The 17,856-nt window shown below is 34.4% G+C and carries 18 protein-coding genes and 1 other annotated feature; of the genes, 14 read left to right on the forward strand and 4 right to left on the reverse strand.

What is annotated here, in order from left to right; translation table 11 throughout:
* Positions 1–4: 4 nt before the first annotated feature.
* The gene (locus BM319_RS00490) at positions 5–922 is read right to left on the reverse strand and encodes an alpha/beta hydrolase (RefSeq protein WP_439097776.1); all 918 of its coding nucleotides are present in this window, start codon (positions 920–922) and stop codon (positions 5–7) included.
* Positions 923–942: 20 nt separating this feature from the next.
* Positions 943–1,188 (reverse strand): zinc ribbon domain-containing protein, encoded by a 246-nt coding sequence (locus BM319_RS00495; RefSeq protein ID WP_069033378.1) that lies wholly within the window; start codon positions 1,186–1,188, stop codon positions 943–945.
* 408 nt (positions 1,189–1,596) lie between these two features.
* Positions 1,597–1,835 (forward strand) — a binding site (T-box leader).
* Positions 1,836–1,885: 50 nt separating this feature from the next.
* Here BM319_RS00495 and asnS point away from each other — a divergent pair.
* The 13 genes from asnS (at position 1,886) to BM319_RS00560 (ending at position 13,573) form a co-directional block, all read left to right on the forward strand.
* Positions 1,886–3,277, forward strand: a complete 1,392-nt coding sequence (asnS, locus tag BM319_RS00500) for an asparagine--tRNA ligase (protein WP_069033377.1) — start codon at positions 1,886–1,888, stop codon at positions 3,275–3,277.
* Between the two features lie 177 nt (positions 3,278–3,454).
* On the forward strand, positions 3,455–3,709 hold the full coding sequence (locus tag BM319_RS00505; protein ID WP_069033376.1) for a YqkE family protein: 255 nt from the start codon (positions 3,455–3,457) through the stop codon (positions 3,707–3,709).
* Between the two features lie 259 nt (positions 3,710–3,968).
* Entirely contained in the window at positions 3,969–5,468 is a 1,500-nt protein-coding gene (locus tag BM319_RS00510) for a 4-hydroxyphenylacetate 3-hydroxylase family protein (RefSeq protein ID WP_069033375.1), read from the forward strand.
* A 59-nt stretch (positions 5,469–5,527) separates the two neighbouring features.
* The gene (locus BM319_RS00515; RefSeq protein WP_091021053.1) at positions 5,528–6,274 is read left to right on the forward strand and encodes an IclR family transcriptional regulator; all 747 of its coding nucleotides are present in this window, start codon (positions 5,528–5,530) and stop codon (positions 6,272–6,274) included.
* Between the two features lie 51 nt (positions 6,275–6,325).
* Positions 6,326–6,865 carry a 3-hydroxyanthranilate 3,4-dioxygenase gene (locus tag BM319_RS00520; RefSeq protein ID WP_069033373.1) on the forward strand — a complete coding sequence of 180 codons (540 nt, stop codon included), beginning with the start codon at positions 6,326–6,328 and terminating at the stop codon, positions 6,863–6,865.
* Positions 6,850–7,887 carry an amidohydrolase family protein gene (locus tag BM319_RS00525; RefSeq protein ID WP_175403475.1) on the forward strand — a complete coding sequence of 346 codons (1,038 nt, stop codon included), beginning with the start codon at positions 6,850–6,852 and terminating at the stop codon, positions 7,885–7,887. The genes BM319_RS00520 and BM319_RS00525 overlap by 16 nt, the downstream gene beginning before the upstream one ends.
* Entirely contained in the window at positions 7,856–8,317 is a 462-nt protein-coding gene (locus tag BM319_RS00530; protein WP_069033372.1) for a RidA family protein, read from the forward strand. Before BM319_RS00525 ends, BM319_RS00530 begins: the two co-directional genes overlap by 32 nt.
* A gap of 56 nt (positions 8,318–8,373) precedes the next feature.
* Positions 8,374–9,846 carry an aldehyde dehydrogenase gene (locus tag BM319_RS00535; RefSeq protein ID WP_091021054.1) on the forward strand — a complete coding sequence of 491 codons (1,473 nt, stop codon included), beginning with the start codon at positions 8,374–8,376 and terminating at the stop codon, positions 9,844–9,846.
* A 23-nt stretch (positions 9,847–9,869) separates the two neighbouring features.
* Positions 9,870–10,652 carry a 2-keto-4-pentenoate hydratase gene (locus tag BM319_RS00540; protein ID WP_091021055.1) on the forward strand — a complete coding sequence of 261 codons (783 nt, stop codon included), beginning with the start codon at positions 9,870–9,872 and terminating at the stop codon, positions 10,650–10,652.
* Between the two features lie 14 nt (positions 10,653–10,666).
* Entirely contained in the window at positions 10,667–11,548 is an 882-nt protein-coding gene (locus tag BM319_RS00545; protein ID WP_091021056.1) for an acetaldehyde dehydrogenase (acetylating), read from the forward strand.
* A 30-nt stretch (positions 11,549–11,578) separates the two neighbouring features.
* The gene (gene dmpG / locus BM319_RS00550) at positions 11,579–12,598 is read left to right on the forward strand and encodes a 4-hydroxy-2-oxovalerate aldolase (RefSeq protein WP_069033369.1); all 1,020 of its coding nucleotides are present in this window, start codon (positions 11,579–11,581) and stop codon (positions 12,596–12,598) included.
* A gap of 15 nt (positions 12,599–12,613) precedes the next feature.
* Positions 12,614–13,384: a 2-keto-4-pentenoate hydratase gene (locus BM319_RS00555; RefSeq protein WP_091021057.1), complete on the forward strand. Its 771-nt coding sequence runs from the start codon at positions 12,614–12,616 to the stop codon at positions 13,382–13,384.
* 6 nt (positions 13,385–13,390) lie between these two features.
* Positions 13,391–13,573 (forward strand): tautomerase family protein, encoded by a 183-nt coding sequence (locus BM319_RS00560; protein WP_069033367.1) that lies wholly within the window; start codon positions 13,391–13,393, stop codon positions 13,571–13,573.
* Positions 13,574–13,802: 229 nt separating this feature from the next.
* Here BM319_RS00560 and BM319_RS00565 read toward each other — a convergent pair whose 3' ends face one another.
* Complete coding sequence (locus tag BM319_RS00565) at positions 13,803–14,519, reverse strand: Crp/Fnr family transcriptional regulator (protein ID WP_069033366.1); 717 nt, start codon at positions 14,517–14,519, stop codon at positions 13,803–13,805.
* Positions 14,520–14,810: 291 nt separating this feature from the next.
* Here BM319_RS00565 and moaA point away from each other — a divergent pair, with 291 nt between their 5' ends.
* Positions 14,811–15,818: a GTP 3',8-cyclase MoaA gene (moaA, locus tag BM319_RS00570; RefSeq protein ID WP_069033365.1), complete on the forward strand. Its 1,008-nt coding sequence runs from the start codon at positions 14,811–14,813 to the stop codon at positions 15,816–15,818.
* A gap of 687 nt (positions 15,819–16,505) precedes the next feature.
* On the opposite strand, the gene hcp is transcribed toward moaA, so the two are convergent.
* The gene (hcp, locus tag BM319_RS00575) at positions 16,506–17,795 is read right to left on the reverse strand and encodes a hydroxylamine reductase (RefSeq protein ID WP_069033364.1); all 1,290 of its coding nucleotides are present in this window, start codon (positions 17,793–17,795) and stop codon (positions 16,506–16,508) included.
* Positions 17,796–17,856: the final 61 nt, after the last annotated feature.

Raw genomic sequence — 17,856 nt, forward strand, 5'->3', positions numbered from 1 at the left:
GTTTTTATATTGAATGATGTTTAACGCCAATAGTATTTAAAAAGGAAGAAACAATTGAATAGTAATCATCTTTGTTTTCATTTAAACTCATAGCGTGTGCACCATTTTCAGCAATGAATAATTCTCTCTTGTTTTGATTTTTCGCTTCAAATAATTTAAGTGTATGTGTAAATGGAATATAAGGGTCTGGTTTACTATGAACAAATAAAACGGGATTTTTAATATTATGAGTTGCCAGTAAAGGGGAAATATCCTTAATGAAAAATCCATTCCGAAGCTTTAACCAAATGCTAGAAACTGGAAGGATTGCCCATTTAGGAAGTTTATAATCCATTTTCAAACGATATGTAAGCTGTTCCTCAAATGTAGAGAACGCGCAGTCTGAAATATAGAAAGCTGCAGAATCCTCAACAAAACCAGCATATTGTAACATTGTGCAAGCTCCCATTGACTCCCCATGAATGCCAAGAACAATCTCACCTTTTAAATCCTTTAAATAGTGAACCACAGATTGTAAGTCAAATTTCTCATAATATCCATAGCTAGTTGTATGCCCACCTGACTCCCCATGTCGCCTATGATCATAAGTGAGTACATTAAAGCCAAGCTTTAAAAATAGCTCAGCATATTTAATTGAGTTATTCTTATTGACCGTTACACCATGTGTAATAATGACCCAATTATTTGTATCAAAGGCCTCAAACAAGTATCCCCTTAATTCATACCCATAACGAGATTCAATAGAAAAGGATTGTTTTTGAACAGAACGATACAATCCTTCATCAAATCGGAAATTTTCCAACTCGCGCTGATAAATAAACTCAAGTGAATTTGTTTTCATAAACAAAACTTGCTGCGTAAAATAATAGCCAACTCCAATAAAATAAACGAGAAAAAGAACAGCTACAACAAGCCAGATCATCATAATAGAACCATCATCCTCTAACCAAAAAGAATATCAAGAATTGTCGTTAACTCACCGCGGGTTTTACCATCTAAAATTGAAGGATTATAAACCTCAACAAAACCGCAATTTAAACAAGATACAAATAAAAAATGATTATAATCAATATCTAGTAACTTACTTATACCTGAACCAGACATTGATACTTCTTTAGTTTTAGCGTGAGTATGTTTACATTTCGAACAAACAAATTTATCCTTTAACAATTCTTCTGCTCTAGCCATAAATAAAACCCTCCTTTTTAGTAAAGTGTATCATAGGAAGAAGAAAATTTAATAAAGGGAATTTGACAATTAAATCAAGAATGACAATTTTGAAAATTGAACATTGTCGCTTAATGTTCATAAATACCCTTCCAATGATCTAACAAGATTCATGAGTAATGGAGTTTGATTACCCATAAGGTGTCTATGAGGAAGTAACAAAGAGAAAAAGAAGGAGCTTGGTTCCACATGATGTGTTCATGTAGAAGTAAAAAGCGAAAGTGTGAAATGCTGTATATCAAATAGATTCAACTAATTTAAGATGTTTAAAAGTAGAGATTCAAATGAATATATTTTAGGGGACAACTAGACAAGCGATTATGATTTATGATAAATTATACAAGAAAAATTCCTTTAAAAACTACATATTTTAAATCGATGAAAAGGAAAGTAGTTTTTGCTATATTCGATAGCGAGCTAGGGACGGTGGAAGCCTAGTGATGAAGCATGAATGAAGAACACCTTTGAGTTCTAACCGAAAGGGAACACTTAAGTAGGCTTAGACGTTACCAGCACGTTATTAACTGGGATAAGCGATGTTAGCTTTAAAGTTGGTCATATTATGACAATTTGGGTGGTACCGCGGAAGTTAGTCTTTCGTCCCTTTTATAGGGATAGAAGGCTTTTTTTATTGGAAATTAATATAAGGAGGCAAATTATGATAAAGACTGTAGTGAAAGATTTATACAGAAATCAAGAAAAATTTAAAGACAACACTGTTCAAATTTCAGGATGGATTCGTACTCTTCGTGATTCTAAAACGATTGGTTTTATGGAGTTAAATGACGGTACATTCTTTAAGAGTGTACAAATCGTTTTTGAGGACAATTTAGATAACTTCAAAGAAATTACAAAGCTACCTATAAGCTCAACTGTTTTAGTAGAAGGTGAATTTATTCCAACTCCGGAAATGAAACAACCTTTTGAAATTAAAGCGACAAAAATTGTGATTGAAGGATTATCAGATACAGATTATCCATTACAAAAAAAGAGACATTCTCTTGAATATTTAAGAACAATCGCTCATTTACGTCCAAGAACGAATGCATACTCAGCGGTTTTCAGAGTAAGATCACTTGCATCATATGCTATTCATAAATTCTTCCAAGAAAAAGGATATGTATATGTACATACACCAATCATTACAGGAAGTGACACAGAAGGCGCAGGAGAGATGTTCCGTGTGACAACAATGGATTTGAACCAACTTCCAAAAACCGAAGGCGGAAAAGTGGATGATAAAGGGGATTTCTTCGGCAAAGAAACTAACTTAACGGTAAGTGGCCAATTAAATGGAGAAGCTTATGCCCTTGCTTTCCGTAATGTGTATACATTTGGTCCGACTTTTAGAGCAGAAAATTCAAATACTGCACGACATGCCGCAGAATTCTGGATGATTGAGCCGGAAGTTGCTTTTGCAGAACTACCAGATATCATGGATCTTGGTGAAGACATGGTTAAGTTTGTCATTAATTATGTATTTGAACATGCACCTGAAGAAATGGACTTCTTTAATAGCTTTATTGATAAAACTCTTATTGAAAGATTAAAGAATGCATTAGAGTCTGACTTTGGTAGAGTTACTTATACTGAAGCTGTTGAATTATTACAGAAATCTGGTAAAAAGTTTGACTACCCTGTTGAATGGGGAACAGATTTACAAACTGAACATGAACGTTACCTAAGTGAGGAAATTTACAAGCGTCCTGTATACGTGACTGACTATCCGAAAGAAATCAAAGCATTTTATATGAGAGCGAATGAGGATGGCAAGACAGTAGCAGCGACCGACTTATTAGTTCCTGGTATTGGCGAGTTAATCGGAGGAAGTCAACGTGAAGAAAGAGAAGACGTCCTTGTAGAGCGAATCAAAGAACTTGGTATGAATGAAGAAGATTACTGGTGGTATCTAGAGCTTAGAAAATACGGTGCTACAAAACATTCTGGTTATGGAATTGGATTTGAGCGACTTGTTATGTATTTAACAGGAATGAAAAACATCCGTGATGTAATACCATTCCCACGTACACCAGGAAATGCAGATTTTTAATATAAAAATGAACAATAGGATGCTGCGGCATCCTATTATTTTTATGAAGAACAAAGAATCTGAGTTTTAGCATTTGAAAAAAGAGAAATAGTAGTTTTATAATATAACAAAAGATGAAATACTTCTCTTTCTACTATAAATTAATGATAAAATAATGGAAATGGAAGGTGAAATAAAATGAAAAAAAGAAAACCACAGCAACCTGTAAAACCGGCGTATGAACAGAAGGAAAAAATATCATTAGGATCATTAATGAATGAAGAAATTCTTCAAAAATTAAAAAATACAAAAAAACAATTACAAGAAAATGAAACAAAGCAAAAAGAGGAAGAAGAAGCACGTATTCGTGAAGAAAAGAGATTACGTGAGAAAAATAAATCATTCGAAGAGTTATTAAACGAGAGTAATATCTCTTGGAAGGACTTTAAATAAGACGCTAATGGCGTCTTATTTTTTTTACATTAATTTAATCATTTTTTTTATAAGGAATTTCACATTATGAAATTTTTTGATTGTTCAAAATTTTATAATTTTTTATAGTGAAATTAAGTTAAATAAAAAGGTAGTAGGTGGTGTAAAAAATTTAAGATAGTGAAATTGATCTTTTTGAAAGCGCTTTAAAAAAATTTCCGAATTCGATTTAAAAAACAAATGTTAAAAAAATTACATATCGGAGTGGAGGAATTATTAAATGGGTATTCGTACAGGGGCGCAATATATTGATGGACTAAAATCTAGAAAGCCAGAGGTATGGCTAGGTGGAGAAAAGGTAGAAGATATCGTAAACCATCCAGTTTTCAAACAACCGATTCTTGAGATTGCAAAATTATATGATATGCAGTTCGATCCAGCTTATCAAGACAAAATCACACATATTTGTGAAGAAACTGGTGAGCGAATTTCTAATGCATTTCTAGTGCCTAAATCATCTGAAGATATTAAAAAGCGTGGAGATTTGTTCGAAGCATATGCAAAGTCAACATTTGGTTTAATGGGAAGAACACCTGATTTCTTGAACATTGTTTTAACTTCAATGGCAAGTAATTCATGGTTTTTAGATAAATATAATCCAGAGTGGTCAAAAAATGTCCAAAATTATTTCAAATTTGTTCGTGATAACGACATCTTCTTAACGCACGCAATTATTAATCCACAAAATGATCGTAGCAAGCCATCTTATGAACAAAAAGATTTATTTACTCATTTAGGTGCTGTTGAAGAAACGGTTGATGGATTAGTCGTTAGAGGAGCTAAAATGCTTGCAACATTAGCGCCAATTACAGATGAAGTCATTATTTATTCATTCCCTGGTTTCCACGAAGGCGATGAGCGGTATGCTTTAGCATTTGCACTTCCGATTGACACGCCAGGATTAAAAATTTTATGTAGAGAGCAGATGCAAGATGGTAAAAGATCATTTTTTGATCATCCATTAGCATCTAGATTCGAAGAAATGGATGCTGTTCTTGTATTTGAGGATGTGTTAATTCCTTGGAATCGTGTATTTATTCATAATAATGTTGAAGCTGCAAATAATCTATACCCAAAAACAGGTATTGCACAACAGCCTGCTCACCAGTCTGGCGTAAGAGGCTACGTAAAATTAGCTTTTGCAGTAGAGGTAGCATGTAGGTTAGCTGATTCAATTGGAGTAGATGTTTATTTAAATGTCCAAAATGACTTAGGTGAATTACTACAATCAGTTGAAACAATTCGTGCGTTACTTCGAGTTTCTGAAATAGAGTATGAGACATTACCTTCAGGCGAAGTAAGACCGGCATGGGAACCACTTGAGACAATTCGTGGCTTGCTTCCAACTATGTACCCAAGAGCAATTGAAGTGATTCAAACAATTGGTGCAGGTGGCTTATTAATGTCACCAACAGAAGCAGACTTTGAACATCCTGAGCTAAGAGATGCTATGGATAAATACTATGTTGGACGTGAAGGTGTATCCTCTTTAGACCGAATTCAATTATTCAAACTTGCATGGGATTTATGTGGAGAAGCTTTCGGACAAAGAGCACTTCAATATGAAAGATACTATACTGGTGATCCAATTCGAAAAAGAGCAATTTACTATAACCAAATGAAACGTAAGAAAACGTTTAGTATGGTGGACGATGCGTTAAACGGAGCAAAAAACTTAAAAGGAGTATCGACTAATCTAGCGAATTCTAAAGTTAACTGATTAATTTTAGAAAGCAGGGATTTTATGAAATTTTTAAGCACCAAAGAGGAGGGGATCTAATGATCTCTTCAGTTCAAAAGATTTCTAGAATATTAGATTGCTTTACAGTAGAAGAACCAGTCCTAGGAAATTTAGAAATAGCTGAAAAGTTAAATATGAATGCAAGCTCGGTCCATCATTTAGTTCGAACTCTTTGTGCTGAAGGGATTTTAATTCAGGATAGTAAGAAAAAGTATCGACTCGGTTGGAAGCTGCTTGAATGGAGTAATCACGTTATGTATCAGCAAGACATATATAGTGAAGCCATTCCATTATTAGAAAATCTATTAAAAAATTATGATAGTACCGTTCATATCGGAATGTTTGATAAAGGGGACGTAAGATTTGTCTTAAAAGTTTCCTCTAAACATTCGATCCCTGTCCCAACATTTATAGGTGCTAAACGGCCTGCCTATTGTACGAGTACCGGTAAAATTCTACTATCATATAATCCAGCATACTTAAAAACAACGATTGAAAGAGGCTTTAAAGCTTATACAACAAATACAATTACGACTATTGATGCATTAAAAAAAGAAATGACTGCGATTAAAGAGAATGGCTATAGCATTAGCAACAATGAAAATGATCTAGGATTATTCGGAATTGCAGCTCCAATTCAAACATATACCGGTCAAACTTTTGCAGCATTAAATATGGTTGGACCAGTTTCGTATATGATGAGCCAAGACATTGGTAGAATGATTCAGGATGTTGTGAAAACTGCTAAAACAGTCTCAAATCAGCTTGGTTATATTAATGCATAATGATAGCGCTTACTTAAATTCAAATAAAAATGATTAATTGGAGGATTAGAGATGAATCTTAAAAGTCGAGTTTTTAATATTTTCAAATTGATTGAGGATAATAAAGAGCTATTAAAACCACCAGTTAATAATAAAGTTATTTGGGAAGATTCAGAGTATGCTGCAATGATTATTGGAGGTCCAAATAAACGTAGAGACTTCCATATCGATCCTGCAGATGAATTTTTCTATCAAATTAAAGGCAATTGCTATGTTGAGTGTATTACACCGGATGGTAAGCGTGAAGTTGTAACAGTAGGAGAAGGTGAAATTTTTATGCTTCCTTCTTTTGTTCCACATTCACCTCATAGAGTAAAAGATTCATATGGAATTGTGCTTGAACGAAAAAGAGCAGAAGGTGAATTAGAAAGCTTTGTTTGGTTCTGTGATGAGTGTAATGAAGAAATGCATAAAACGACAGTTCAATTAACGGATATTGGTACGCAAGTAAAAGAAGCAATTGAACATTTCAATGCTAGCCTTGAATTAAGAACATGTAAAAACTGTGGTCATGTCATGAAAGAGGAAGCGGATGAATGGGTATGCGTATAGATTTTCATACACACATAATTCCTTTTGATTTACCGAATTTTTTTGAAAAATACGGTCATGAAAGATGGCCTATTTTACAACCGACATGTTCATGCGGTGCCAATATTATGGTTGCTGGAAAAGTATTTAGGGAAGTAACTGATCAAGTTTGGAGTCCTGAAAAGAGAATTGAGGATATGAATAATGAGGATGTAACAATGCAAGTGCTATCGCCAATTCCAGTTACCTTTTCGTATTGGGCACCAGCTTCAGTTGCATTGGAAATGGCTCAGATTCAAAATGATTTCATTGCAAATACAGTGAAAAAAAATCCTTCAAAGTTTATTGGATTAGGGACAGTACCAATGCAGAACGCTGAAATAGCTATTCAAGAAATGGATCGCTGTATTCATACGCTTGGATTAAGTGGACTAGAAATTGGTACAAATGTAAATGGAACAAATTTAGACAGTGATGAGTTTAGTCCATTTTTTGAAATGGCTGAAAAATGGAATGTCCCATTGTTTATTCATCCGTGGGAAACATTAGCGAAGGATCGAACTCCAGATCATAACTTTATGTACACGGTTGGAATGCCGAGCGAAACAGCTTTAGCTGCAGCTAGCTTAACATTTGGCGGAGTGATTGAAAAATATCCGAAATTAAAGATTTGTTTTGCACATGGCGGGGGATCATTCCCATTTATTCTACCTCGATTAGATCAAGGATGGAAGGTATGGCCTCATTTGCGGAAAACGGCCTATCCACCAAGTCATTATGTAAATAATTTCTATTTTGATTCTCTTCACTATGATCCTATTAATATTCAATTTTTAATTAACCGATTTGGTTATGACAAAATTGTGATGGGCTCGGATTATCCTTTCTTATTAAGGGAAACGCCACCCGGAAGAGTGATTAATCAAATGGATATTAATAAAGAAATGAAAGAAGCGATATTAGGCAAAAATGCCCTGAAATTTTTAAATATTAAGGAGGCAGATTTACTTCATGGAAAACAAAGTATTGACTCCAGAAGATAGATTAATAAGTTTAGGTTATGCACTTAAACCAATAAGACCGGCTTCAGGTAATTATGTAAAGTCTGTTCGTACTGGTAATCTACTATTTACATCTGGTCAAGGTGTAGATGAATACCATGGGAAAGTTGGACGAGAGTTAACGCTCGAGGAAGGTTATGCTGCTTCTAGAGAGTCAATGTTAAATTTAATTAGTGTATTAAAGTACGAATTAGGTGAACTTTCGAAAGTAAAACGTATTGTAAAAATATTAGGTTTCGTAAATAGCACAGAAGATTTCTATGATCATCCGAAAGTGATGAATGGAGCTTCTGACCTTTTAGTAGAAGTGTTTGGTGAAAGAGGAAAACATGCTAGGTCTGCTGTTGGGATGGCACAGCTTCCACATAATACAGCGATCGAAATTGAAATGGTAGTAGAAATAGAGGATTGAAAAATTTGGTGGCACTCGTGTCACCTTTTATTCTATTAGAATGGTAGGTGCCTATTATGCAAGTTACAGAGAAGAAAAATAAAACATTACCGATTGATTGTAAGCATTTTATTGATGGACAATCTATTCCTTCCTTTAATCAAAAAACATTTTTAAATATTAATCCAGCGACCGAAGAAGTGCTAGGTTCTGTTTCTGAAGGTGGCGAGTTAGAAATTGATCTAGCAGTAAAAGCAGCAAAACGAGCTTTAAAAGGTGAGTGGAAACAATTTACTAGCAATCAAAGAGCGGCAGTATTAAGAAAAATCGGCGACGGAATATTAGCTCGAAAAGAAGAATTAGCGGCGTTAGAGGCAATGGATACTGGAAAGCCATATGATCTTGCTTTAGAAGTTGATATTACTAGATCGGCTCATAATTTTTATTTTTTCGCTGACTATATTACAACGTTAAGCTCTGAGTCTCATATGCAAGATCAAACTGCCTTACATTATACATATCGTAGGCCAGTTGGTGTAGTTGGGATGATTAACCCATGGAATCTACCTTTATTATTATTGACATGGAAGCTTGCACCTTGTTTAGCGGCTGGCAATACAGCAGTTATGAAGCCAGCTGAATGGACACCAATGACAGCTACAGTCTTAGCTGAAATTTGTAAAGATGCAGGCGTACCTGACGGAGTTGTAAATGTCGTACACGGATTTGGTGCAAATGCGGCAGGTTCAGCTTTAACAGAGCACAGAGATGTTGATGCCATCACATTTACTGGTGAAACAAAAACAGGTTCAGCAATTATGAAGGCGGCAGCTCCAACGTTAAAAAAATTATCGTTTGAGCTTGGTGGAAAAAATCCAAACATCATCTTTGCTGATTCAGATTTAGACGAAGTGATTGAAACAACTTTAAAATCATCTTTCATGAATCAGGGAGAAGTTTGTTTATGTGGATCTAGAATTTACGTCCAGAGATCAATCTTTGATGAATTTATTGATAAATTTGTCGCAAAAACAAAGGAATTAAAAATTGGCGATCCATTTGAAGAAGGCACAAAAGTCGGTGCGGTCATTAGTAAAGAACATTATGAAAAAGTGTTATCTTATATCGAGATTGCAAAAGAAGAAGGCGGAACTATTTTAACAGGTGGTAGTAGACCAGCATCAATTGAAAAAGGGTGCTTTATCACACCGACAATCATTACTGGGCTAAGTCGTGATTCTAGATGTGTAAGAGAAGAAATATTTGGTCCCGTCGTAACAGTTATGCCTTTTGATTCGGAAGAAGAAGTGATTGAATGGGCAAATGATACTCATTATGGTTTAGGTGCAACAATTTGGACAAATGATTTACGCAGAGCCCACCGTGTTGCTCATCAAATCGAGGCCGGAATTATTTGGGTAAACACTTGGTATTTAAGAGATTTACGTACACCATTTGGAGGAATGAAGCAAAGCGGTTTAGGTCGTGAAGGTGGAATTCATAGCTTTGAGTTTTATAGTGAATTATCGAATATCACGATTAAATTATAAGAATTAAAAAGGGACGTGAGAAAGTGAAGATTACTAGTGTAGACGAGCTTACGATTCTGCTACAAGAAGCAGAAGAGAGTGGAGTTAGTATAAAAGCTTTAACTGAAGTTTTTCCTGGATTAACTGAAAGGGAAGCCTATCAAATTCAATTAACAAATGTTGAAGAAAAATTGAAAAAAGGGCAGAAAATTATCGGGAAAAAAATTGGATTAACTTCGATTGCCATGCAGGAGTTATTAGGGGTAGATGAGCCAGATTACGGTCACTTACTAACAGATATGAATATTCCTAATTTCGGTGAAGTACAAGTTGCAAATATGATTTTACCAAAAGTAGAAGCTGAAATTGCATTTGTCTTAAAAAAAGACTTAATCGGTCCAAATATTACATTTGAGGATGTAGTAAATGCAACAGATTATATTGTCCCTGCAATTGAGGTAGTTGATAGTAGAATTGAAAATTGGAAGATTCGATTAGAGGATACAGTAGCCGATAACGCTTCATCATGCTTATTTGTTCTTGGCAATGAGCGTTTCGATGTAAAGGAAATTGACTTACCGAATGTTACGATGGAATTATATCGTAACGAAGAATTGATGAATTCAGGTAAGGGAGAAGCAGTGTTAGGAAACCCAATTCATTGTGTAGCATGGTTAGCCAATAAATTAAGCGAATTTGAAATCTCTCTAAATGCAGGAGAAATTATTTTATCAGGAGCTTTATCAGCTGCAATTAATGTAAATGCTGGGGACTTATTTACTGCGAAGTTTCCATTATTAGGTGACGTCTCGATTTCATTTAAATAAATGAGGTGCTATTTATGAATAAATTAAAAGTTGGAATCATTGGTTCGGGGAATATTGGAACAGATTTAATGATGAAATTACAGAATAATCCATTTCTAGAATTAACAGCAATGATCGGAATTGATCCAGAATCTGATGGGTTAAATCGTGCAAAAGAATTAGGAATTGAAGTAATCGATAATGGTATTCAAGGTTTCATTGAACGAAAAGAACTGGCTGATTTATTGTTTGATGCGACTTCTGCAAAAGCTCATTTTCATCATGCAAAAGTACTTGGTGAATTAAAGAAGCGTGTGATCGATTTAACGCCAGCGGCAATTGGGCCATTTGTCGTACCACCTGTCAATTTAGGTTCACATATAGTCGAAAAAAATGTCAATTTAATAACATGTGGTGGGCAAGCAACGATCCCAATCGTTCATGCAGTAGGTCAAATTGCAGAAGTTGAATACGCTGAAATCGTTGCAACAATTAGCTCAAGAAGTGCCGGTCCTGGTACACGTGCTAATATCGATGAGTTTACTGTAACAACGGCTCGAGGACTTGAAGAGATTGGTGGGGCTAAAAAAGGAAAAGCGATCATTATTTTAAATCCTGCAGAACCGCCAATTATGATGAGAGATACAGTTTATTGCAAAGTTACGAATGAAGATTTTAACCATGAAAGCATGATTCAATCCGTTAAGCAAATGGTGAAAAAGGTTCAAGCGTATGTTCCAGGGTACCGTTTAAGAATGGATCCAATTATAGATGGTTCAACTGTAACTGTTTATTTAGAAGTTCAAGGATCAGGGGACTACTTACCAAGCTATGCAGGAAACTTAGATATTATGACTGCATCAGCAGTAAAAGTAGCAGAAGAGATTGCACAATATGAAGTTGTAAAAACCGTTTAAAAAATCGCCTAAAGAAAGTGAGGGAGTGCAATGTTTGGAAAAGAAGTTATTGTAACTGAAGTAGCACTTCGAGATGGAAGTCATGCAATTGCACATTCATATACAGTAGATCAAGTCGTTCGAATTGCGAAGGCTCTTGATGATGCAAAAATGCCTTATATTGAAGTATCACATGGAGATGGTTTAGGTGGTTCTTCACTACAATATGGTTTATCAACAACAAATGAATTTGAATTGATCGAAGCAGCAGTAAATACGTGTAATCATTCAAAGATTGCTGTCTTACTATTACCTGGTATTGGAACAGTAAAAGAATTAAAAACGGCAGCAAAAATCGGAGCAAAAATGGCTCGTATAGCTACCCATGTTACTGAAGCTGATGTTTCGAAACAACATATTACGATGTCTAAAGAGCTTGGATTAGAAACAGTCGGGTTTTTAATGATGTCCCATATGGCACCAACTGAAAAATTAGTTGAACAAGCCAAATTAATGGAAAGTTATGGTGCTGATGTCGTATATATGGTTGACTCAGCAGGGGCGTTTCTTCCACATGAAGTAAAAGAACGTATTGCTGCTTTACGAGGGTCTCTTGATATTGAAGTAGGATTCCATGCACATAATAATCTTTCTCTAGCGATGGCAAATACACTAGTAGCAATAGAAGAAGGAGCTACTAGAATTGATGGCAGTGTACGATGCTTAGGTGCTGGTGCAGGAAATACACAAACTGAAGTGTTAATTGGGGTATTAGAGCGATTAGGAATCAAGACAGGAATTGATTTCTATAAGATGATGGACTTAGCAGAGGAAATCGTTGCACCGATTCTTCAAACACCACAAGAGATTACAAAAGGGAGTCTAATTTTAGGCTATGCAGGAGTGTATTCTAGTTTTCTATTACATGCCAATCGAGCAGCTAAAAAATGGAATGTTGATGCAAGAGATATCTTAATTGAATTAGGAAAACAAAAAGTAGTCGGTGGGCAAGAGGATATGATTCAAGAAGTTGCTTGTATGTTAGCAAATAAAAAATTGTCTGTTTTTTGAGAGGAGACGGTACTTATGATAACTGAAATTGCAAATAAAATATATATGCACCAAAAAAATGGTTTAGAAATGGATAAAATTACGATTGAACATCCAGAATTAAACGTTAATAATGCTTACGAAATTCAAAAATTAAGCATTGATCATGCGATTAAAAATGGAGATCCATTAATTGGTTGGAAAATGGGACTAACAAGTATTGCTAAACAAAAATCTGTTAATGTTGATGAGCCGATTTATGGACGCTTAACAAAATCGATGGAATTAGAAGAAAATGAATTAAAGATGGAAGGTTCAATCCATCCGAGGGTGGAGCCAGAAATCGCATTTATGATTAATAAACCATTATTTGGACATGATGTAACAGCAAAAGATGTATGGGAAGCAACTGAGTATATTGTACCTGCATTAGAAGTAATCGATAGTCGATATAAGAATTTCTCATTTACACTGACAGATGTAGTGGCAGATAATGCATCTTCATCAAAATTTATCATTGGTAAACAACAATATTCACCTACATATACTTCATGGGATGAAATTAACGTTGAATTATATAAAAATGGTGTAAAAGTACAAAGTGGTGTAAGCTCTGATGTACTAGATCATCCTGTAGAATCTGTCGTAAAGTTAGTGCAGATGCTAAGTAAAAACGGCGACCAAATTGAACCAGGGATGATTATCTTAACGGGCGGTATTACAGAAGCGATCCACGTTGAAGAGGGCGATATTGTAGAAGCACGTTTTGAAGGAATCGAGACAATGTCACTACAAGTAACGAGGTAGTACTTTATGCCAATCATTCAAATTCAACTGATTGAAGGTAGAAGTCCAGATTTAAAAAAACAATTAATGAGAGAAATAAATGAAGTTGTTTGTCGTACATTGGATGTTCAGCCAGCGCAGGTAAGAATTTTAATAAACGAATTCGAAAAAGCAAATTGGTCCGTTGGAGGAGTTGCAAAGGATGAGTAAAAAAGTCCCTTTTTTAAGGGGCTTTTTTCTTGTTGGGAATTTAAGGAGGGGATTTTTTGATTATACAAGTGGGATCTATGGTGGATCAATCTATTTTAAAAATAATTTAAGCAATAAAAAATAAAATAACCTTAACTATTTAGTGCCTAGGTTAAGGTTACTTATTTTTTAATAATATTAAGTAAAGGCAAGTTCAATCAGCTTAATACTTTAATAGTCTTATAGAGAACTAATCTATGTTACATACATCCTTTGGGCAGTTATCACAGCCTATTTCATTTTTAAGAAATTGTAAGTCTTTGATAATAATTTTTCCATCAGGAGAATAACTAATAACATTTTTTTTCTTTAAATCACTTAACATCCGATTGACACTTTCTCTTGTAGCAGCACAAAACTTAGCTAATTCTTGATTGGTAAGATGAATATTAAGAAGAATTCCGTTTTCTATTAATTCCCCGTATGAGTTCGATATACGAATAAGCGTGGAGTAAAGTGCGCCTTTTTTACCATTTAACACTAAGTCTCGAATCTTAGATTGATTTTTTCTAAGGTGAGTAGAAATCCATTTCATAAATTCAAATGTCAATGGAGCATGGTTAATTAGTTCTTTCTCCAATAGATCTTTAGGAATGACCTGTACTTCTGCTGCTTCTAAAGTATAAGCGCTAAGCATATAATTTGCATTTTCTGAAAAAAGAGTCAATTCTCCAATTAAATCATCTTTTTGACAAATGCGAAGATTTAATTCATCACCATATAGAGTCACCTTACTTATTTGGATAATTCCTGATTTAATTAGATACAATTCTTTAGCATCTTCTCCTTCTTGAAATAAGAAGGTGCCTTTTTTTACTGAACGTGTTGATCCGATTGACTGTAATAAGGAAGCCAAATCTTTAGAAACGATTGAAAGGTCACTTTTTCTATTATTATTTTTTTCCATCAAAGTATCTCCGCCCCGTTATAATTGAACACTAATGTTTTTATGTATATATCCAGAAAACAAGTATTTTAGGTATTACATTTATTATTATAATACCATGCTATTGAATAGCATAGAACTCTAAGGAGATAGAATATGAAAAGATTGACGTTGAAGCGGGATAAACTTTATGTGGCAAATTGATAAGTTACTCGGCCATCAAGGACAAGGTTGTGACATACATCATACGGCGAAATAATTTTGTGTGCTAATCTAAACTAAAAACCGTACAAAAGAAGGGGTGAGAAAAAAATGACGAATATTTTCGATACCCGCAATCGACCATTACGAGATTTAAGAATTTCTGTAACAGACCGTTGTAACTTTAGATGCAGCTATTGTATGCCTAAAGAGATATTTGGAGTTGACTATCCCTTTATGAGTAAAGATGAAATCCTATCCTTTGAGGAAATTGTTCGATTAGCAAAATTGTTTGCAAAAATAGGTGTGGAAAAGATTCGTTTAACAGGAGGGGAACCTCTTTTAAGAAAAGATCTACCAATACTGGTTAAACGTCTTTCAAAAATTGAAGGAATTAAATATGTGACTTTAACAACAAATGGTGTATTTTTGGCAAAAAACGCCAAAGCGCTAAAAGAAGCCGGAATTTGCCGCGTAAATGTAAGCTTAGATTCTCTGGAAGATAAAGTTTTCATGAAGATAAATAATATGAATATGAGCGTTTCCACAGTTTTAAACGGAATTTTTGCAGCTAGGGAAGCAGGGCTAGAAGTCAAAGTAAATATGGTAGTAAAGAAAGGTCTAAATGATACGGAAGTATTACCTATGGTCCGTTTTTTAAAAGAAAAAAATATTACATTACGATTTATAGAGTATATGGATGTAGGGTGTACAAATGGATGGAATTTTAAAGACGTTATCTCAAAGAAGCAATTATTTGATATGATCCAAGAACAATATCAGTTGGAGCCTATAGAGCAAGATTATATTGGTGAGGTAGCAAAACGATATCGATATAAAGGAACGAATACTGAAGTAGGATTTATCTCATCCGTTACAGAAACCTTCTGCGGTTCATGTACGAGAGCCCGACTATCTACAAATGGAAAGCTATACACCTGCCTATTCGCTTCAGAAGGCTATGACTTAAGTGAGTTATTGCGTTCTGGAGTTTCGGATAAGTACATATTAGCAACAATACAATCAATATGGGAAAAACGAGATGAAAGATACTCCGAGATCCGAACAGAAGAAAGTCATAAAAATCGTAAAATTGAAATGTCTTATATTGGTGGATAAAAATTCAACTATTTTTTAATAGTTGTTTTTTATTGTCCTTTAAATCATCTTTTCGTAAGAGGATGACCGAAAACATTCAGCATTAAATGGATATTGGTTTGAAACAAACATAATAAAAAAACTTCTCATTTAATGAAAAGTTAGAGTGTTGAAAAATATTGTGGTCAATATAAAAAATACGAACAATAAATGATGTTTGATGAAAATGCAATATTTTTAAATATGTTCTATCTATATTCTCTTACCTGAAAGACAATTGATTGATAATATATTTTTTAACTAACTTGCAAAAATTTAACATAGTTAACGTCATTATTAAACAAATATCTTTTTGGGGATCATTATTTATATGATTTGTAAGTCGTGGATTATCTATCACTTACAATTAGATTAATAAAGGGAAATTCATTCGTTTAATAGACTAATCTATTGATTTTAAGATTATTCTTTTTTATTAAGAAGTTGATTGGAACGAAAGGGTGCTCGACTCCTATGGGATAAGCGGGAAGGCTGAGACCCCGCAGGCTTGCCGAGGAGGCTAAAGAATCTCGCCCCATGGAAAGCGAGCACACTGTAGTGGAAATCATACCACACAACTTATTTATCAGTGATAAAATTAATTGACAACTTCCTTTTTCAACAGAAAGAACTTCTCATTGAAGAGAAGTTCCTTGTTCATTCAGGCTATTATCCTTGTAATATTGTTTCCAAATCGTCTTGAGCATTTGTAATTAATTTTAAACCAAATGTATCAACTAATACATTCAATACTCCCTCATTGATAAAGTCAGGTGCTTTTGGTCCAATTCGAATATCTTGGATTCCAAGGCTAAATAACCCTAATAATATGGCCACGGCTTTTTGCTCGAACCAAGAAAGTATAATACTTACTGGCAATTCATTGACACTACAATTAAAACTTTCTGCTAATGCAGCCGCAATTTTAATTGTTGAAACTGAATTATTGCATTGCCCTAAATCTATAAATCTAGGAATATTTGTACCATATACAGTACCGTAGTCTACATCATTAAAGCGAAATTTACCGCAAGATGTTGTTAAAACCACTGTATCATTCGGTAAAGAAGTTACAAGTTCACGATAATATTCTCCACCTTTTCCTGGGGCATCACAACCTGCTACAACAAAGAAGCGTTGAATTTTCCCATTTTTTACAGCTTCTACAATTTCAGGCGCAATCGATAAAACTGTTTCATGATGATATCCAGTAGTCATTACTTCTTCTGATTCGATATTTGCTGCTGGTAGTTCTAAAGCACGTTGAATTAATGGTGAAAAATCTTCCTCTATAATCTTTGTTACTCCTTCTAATCCCGCCACTTCATATGAGAAGAAGCGATCTGCATAACTACCTTTTATTGGCATCACACAGTTCGTGGTTGCTAAAATTGCTCCTGGGAATTTTTCAAATAAACGACGTTGATCAAACCATGCTTTTCCAATGTTACCCTTTAAATGTGGATATTTTTTCAATTCAGGATAACCGTGAGCTGGTAGCATTTCAGAGTGAGTGTAAATATTTATCCCTTTACCTTCTGTTTGTTTTAACAATTCTTCTAATGCAAATAAATTGTGACCAGTAACAACAATGCATTTTCCTTCAATTTTATTAGAAGAAACTTGTACAGGTTCAGGAATTCCAAAATGTTTTATATGAGCTTCATCTAAAAGCTCCATTACACGAATTGCAGCTTTACCTACCTTCATAGCCATATCTATGTGTTCTTGTAAATTAAAATTTGAATTTGTTAAAGTCATATAAAGAGCTTCATGTGTTACTTGGTCCACAAATGGATCAGTATACCCTAATTGAGCTGCATGTGTTCGATAAGCTGCAATTCCCTTTAACCCATAAACCATCGTATCTTGTAAACTTGCAATTGTTTCATCTTTTCCACATACACCTACAATTTTACAACCACCAACCGGAGTTTGTTCACATTGGTTACAAAACATCCTTCATCCCCCTAACAATTTTTACTAACTTCATTATAAGGGGGGGAATAATCATTGTTTG

Source organism: Bacillus sp. UNCCL81 (assembly GCF_900112535.1).
GTDB lineage: Bacteria > Bacillota > Bacilli > Bacillales > Bacillaceae_G > Gottfriedia > Gottfriedia luciferensis_B.

What these genes read in the sequence shown, in the direction of transcription:
- BM319_RS00490 (WP_439097776.1), bottom strand. Translation starts at nt 922, where the DNA reads ATGATCTGGCTTGTTGTAGCTGTTCTTTTTCTCGTTTATTTTATTGGA.
- BM319_RS00495 (WP_069033378.1), bottom strand. Translation starts at nt 1,188, where the DNA reads ATGGCTAGAGCAGAAGAATTGTTAAAGGATAAATTTGTTTGTTCGAAA.
- asnS (WP_069033377.1), top strand. Translation starts at nt 1,886, where the DNA reads ATGATAAAGACTGTAGTGAAAGATTTATACAGAAATCAAGAAAAATTT.
- BM319_RS00505 (WP_069033376.1), top strand. Translation starts at nt 3,455, where the DNA reads ATGAAAAAAAGAAAACCACAGCAACCTGTAAAACCGGCGTATGAACAG.
- BM319_RS00510 (WP_069033375.1), top strand. Translation starts at nt 3,969, where the DNA reads ATGGGTATTCGTACAGGGGCGCAATATATTGATGGACTAAAATCTAGA.
- BM319_RS00515 (WP_091021053.1), top strand. Translation starts at nt 5,528, where the DNA reads ATGATCTCTTCAGTTCAAAAGATTTCTAGAATATTAGATTGCTTTACA.
- BM319_RS00520 (WP_069033373.1), top strand. Translation starts at nt 6,326, where the DNA reads ATGAATCTTAAAAGTCGAGTTTTTAATATTTTCAAATTGATTGAGGAT.
- BM319_RS00525 (WP_175403475.1), top strand. Translation starts at nt 6,850, where the DNA reads ATGGGTATGCGTATAGATTTTCATACACACATAATTCCTTTTGATTTA.
- BM319_RS00530 (WP_069033372.1), top strand. Translation starts at nt 7,856, where the DNA reads ATGGAAAACAAAGTATTGACTCCAGAAGATAGATTAATAAGTTTAGGT.
- BM319_RS00535 (WP_091021054.1), top strand. Translation starts at nt 8,374, where the DNA reads ATGCAAGTTACAGAGAAGAAAAATAAAACATTACCGATTGATTGTAAG.
- BM319_RS00545 (WP_091021056.1), top strand. Translation starts at nt 10,667, where the DNA reads ATGAATAAATTAAAAGTTGGAATCATTGGTTCGGGGAATATTGGAACA.
- dmpG (WP_069033369.1), top strand. Translation starts at nt 11,579, where the DNA reads ATGTTTGGAAAAGAAGTTATTGTAACTGAAGTAGCACTTCGAGATGGA.
- BM319_RS00555 (WP_091021057.1), top strand. Translation starts at nt 12,614, where the DNA reads ATGATAACTGAAATTGCAAATAAAATATATATGCACCAAAAAAATGGT.
- BM319_RS00560 (WP_069033367.1), top strand. Translation starts at nt 13,391, where the DNA reads ATGCCAATCATTCAAATTCAACTGATTGAAGGTAGAAGTCCAGATTTA.
- BM319_RS00565 (WP_069033366.1), bottom strand. Translation starts at nt 14,519, where the DNA reads ATGGAAAAAAATAATAATAGAAAAAGTGACCTTTCAATCGTTTCTAAA.
- moaA (WP_069033365.1), top strand. Translation starts at nt 14,811, where the DNA reads ATGACGAATATTTTCGATACCCGCAATCGACCATTACGAGATTTAAGA.
- hcp (WP_069033364.1), bottom strand. Translation starts at nt 17,795, where the DNA reads ATGTTTTGTAACCAATGTGAACAAACTCCGGTTGGTGGTTGTAAAATT.